This is a genomic window from Anaerolineae bacterium, assembly GCA_014360855.1.
Lineage (GTDB): Bacteria > Chloroflexota > Anaerolineae > JACIWP01 > JACIWP01 > JACIWP01.
The window spans coordinates 1-3,033 of the sequence record JACIWP010000330.1; the positions used below are offsets into that span (position 1 = coordinate 1).

General features: G+C 65.0%; 2 protein-coding genes. Both read left to right on the plus strand.

The genetic code is table 11. The features are described 5' to 3' along the window. Positions 1–810: hypothetical protein (locus H5T60_13530; protein MBC7243452.1), on the plus strand; the 810-nt coding region annotated here is incomplete at its 5' end. A 121-nt stretch (positions 811–931) separates the two neighbouring features. Then, a complete protein-coding gene (gene lon, locus H5T60_13535) occupies positions 932–3,019 on the plus strand; it encodes an endopeptidase La (GenBank protein MBC7243453.1) in 2,088 nt (695 codons plus the stop codon). The last annotated feature ends 14 nt before the right edge of the window (positions 3,020–3,033 follow it).

A 3,033-nucleotide genomic window follows, 5' to 3' on the forward strand; every position in this document is an offset into this window, starting at 1 on the left:
GACCTGTACCTGGCGCACGGCGGTGTCAACCTGCAGGCAGAGCCGCCCAAGGGATACTTCCCGGTGACGCCGGCGGTGGCCCATCTGCTGAACGACCCCGACGAGAACTGGCGCGTGAGCAGTGAGGGATTACTGCCGGCCGACGGCAATGCCGGCCTGCTCTTCGAGGTTCGCGATGTGGTGGGCAACGGCCCGCTCCATCTGGCGGCATACGACGCCTTCATCGAACGGGTGCCGGAATTTCGCTGGTGGCGCATGCTGAACGTGCGCTACGTGCTGACCCAGCGGACGCTCAGCCACGGCGGGCTTCTGCTGGTGGTGGATGAGGGGGAACGCCGGCTGTACCAGACCTTCCTGGGCGCCCAGCCGGCCTGGATCGTGCATGCGTACCGCCTGGCACCGGACCAAGAGACAGCCATTGACCTGACCGCCGGCGATGACCTGGACCCCTGGTCCACCGCTGTGCTGGAGACCGCGCCGCAACCCACACCGGCGCCGGCGGCCAGCGAAGAGTCCCTGGCCATCCGCCGCTTCAGCGCCCGACGAATTGACCTGGATGTGACGCTCCGCGCGCCGGGCATCCTGGTGCTGAGCGAGATCGCCTATCCGGGATGGGACGTGCGGGTGGACGGCCGGCCGGCCGTGCCCCTGCGCGCCTATGGGGTACTGCGGGCGGTAGCTCTGCCGGCAGGGACCTGGCATGTGGAATGGTCCTATCAACCGGGCAGTGTGTATATTGGCATGGGCGTGGGCTTCTTGACACTATTGGGCATCGCTGGTATTGTAATAGCGAGAGGACGGCAGAGATAGGATGAGTTTTTGGATTTTCCTCCCACTTCAGGTATAATTGTTTGGAAAACTTGCGGCATTTACGCCGCGAATACCCAAAAATTCAGCGAAAATGCCCCAAATCCTGGGGAAATGTCGCAGTATGTGGAGAATGCAAAACGTGGATTGGGATTGGATTGACGATACCATCTTTGCGGAAGAGTTCCGGCCCCGCAGGGAGCGCCAGGGCAAGGCGGAGGCCCAGCCGGCGGCCGACGAGGATTCCGAATACATGGAGGAGCCCGAGCTGATCGAGGCCCCGCTCATCCCTGTGCGGGACACGGTCATCTATCCTCATATGGTGGCGCCCCTCTTTATCGGGCGCGAGCGGTCACTGCGTGCGCTGGAAGCGGCGATAGCCGGCGACGGCATCGTCATTGTCGCCACCCAGCGCGACCCCGATGAGGAAGAGCCATCCCCCGAGGGCTTGTACGACATCGGCACCGAGGTCATCATCGGGCGCACCCTGCGCATGCCCGACGGCACCACGAATGTGCTGGGTCAGGGCCAGCGGCGCGTGCACATCGTGGAGGTCATCCACACCACGCCATACATCCGCGTGCGCGCCGCGCCCATCGAAGAACCGGAGGTCAGCGGCGTCGCCACGGAAGCGCTGATGCGGGCTGTGCTGGCGCTCTTCGAGAAGATCGTTCAGCTCAGCCCCTCCCTGCCCGAGGACGCCTACGTCGCGGCCATGAACGTGGACGACCCCGGCTGGCTGGCGGACCTCATCGCCTCCATGATGGAGTTCGATGTGGAAACCCGCCAGGCCATCCTGGAGGAGATCAACCCGGCGGAACGGCTCCAGCGCCTGAGCATCCTGCTGGCCAAAGAGCTGGATGTGCTGGAGCTGGAGAACGAGATCCAGAGCCAGGTCCAGCAGGAGATGGACCGCTCCCAGCGCGAGTACTTCCTGCGGGAGCAGATGCGCATCATCCAGAACGAGCTGGGCGAGCTGGACAGCCAACAGCAGGAGATCGAGGAACTGCGCGCCAAGCTCGAGGAGAAACAGCTTCCGGAGGAGGTGCGCTCCCGGGCGGAGAAGGAGCTGGAGCGGCTGGCGGCCATGCCGGCGGCCGCCCCGGAGGTCGGCATCATCCGCACCTATCTCGACTGGATCCTGGAGCTCCCCTGGACGGAAGAGACGCCGGACAACATGGACCTGGAGAACGCCGAGCGCATCCTGGAGTCGGAGCACTACGGCTTGACGCGCGCCAAGGAGCGCATCCTGGAGCATATCGCGGTGCGCAAGCTGGCCGGCTCCAAGATGCGCAGTCCCATCCTGTGCTTCGTCGGGCCGCCCGGCACCGGCAAGACCTCCATGGGTCGCTCTATCGCCAAGGCGCTGGGACGCAACTTCGTGCGCGTCTCCGTGGGCGGCATCCGCGATGAGGCGGAAATCCGCGGCCACCGCCGCACCTATATCGGCGCCCTGCCTGGCCGCATTATCCAGACCATGCGGCGCGCCAAGAGCATCAACCCGCTCTTCATGCTGGACGAGATCGACAAGCTCGGGACCGACTTCCGCGGCGATCCGGCGGCGGCCCTGCTCGAGGTGCTGGACCCCGAGCAGAACTATGCCTTCTCGGACCACTACCTGGAGGTGCCGTACGACCTGTCCAAGGTCTTCTTCATCACGACGGCCAACACGCTGTACACCATCCCGCCGGCGCTCCAGGACCGCATGGAGGTCATCGAGTTCCCGGGCTATGTGGAGGAGGAGAAGCTGGAGATCGCCCGGCACTTCCTCATCCCGCGGCAGATTGAGCTTCACGGCCTGAACGGGCATCCGGTGCAGTTCTCGGACTCGACCCTGCGCTCCATCATCCGGGAGTACACGTATGAGGCCGGCGTGCGCAACCTGGAACGCGAGATCGCACAAATCTGCCGCAAGCTGGCGCGGCGCGTGGCCCAGGGCGAGCCGGCACCGCACCGCATCACCGTCAAGTCCCTGCCCCAGTTCCTCGGCCCGCCGGAATTCACCTCCAGCAGGATCGAGGAGGAGGACCAGGTCGGGCTGGCGACCGGCATTGCCTGGACAGAGGCCGGCGGCGATATCATGCCCATCGAAGTGCTCATCATGGAAGGCAAGGGCAATCTCCTGCTGACCGGCCAGTTGGGCAGCGCCTCATCGTGGAGAAAATCACCTACCGCTTCCACGGCCCGCGCCGGGGTGATATCGTGGTGCTGAAGCTCCCCCAGCAC

What these genes read in the sequence shown, in the direction of transcription:
- lon (MBC7243453.1), top strand. Translation starts at nt 932, where the DNA reads ATGTGGAGAATGCAAAACGTGGATTGGGATTGGATTGACGATACCATC.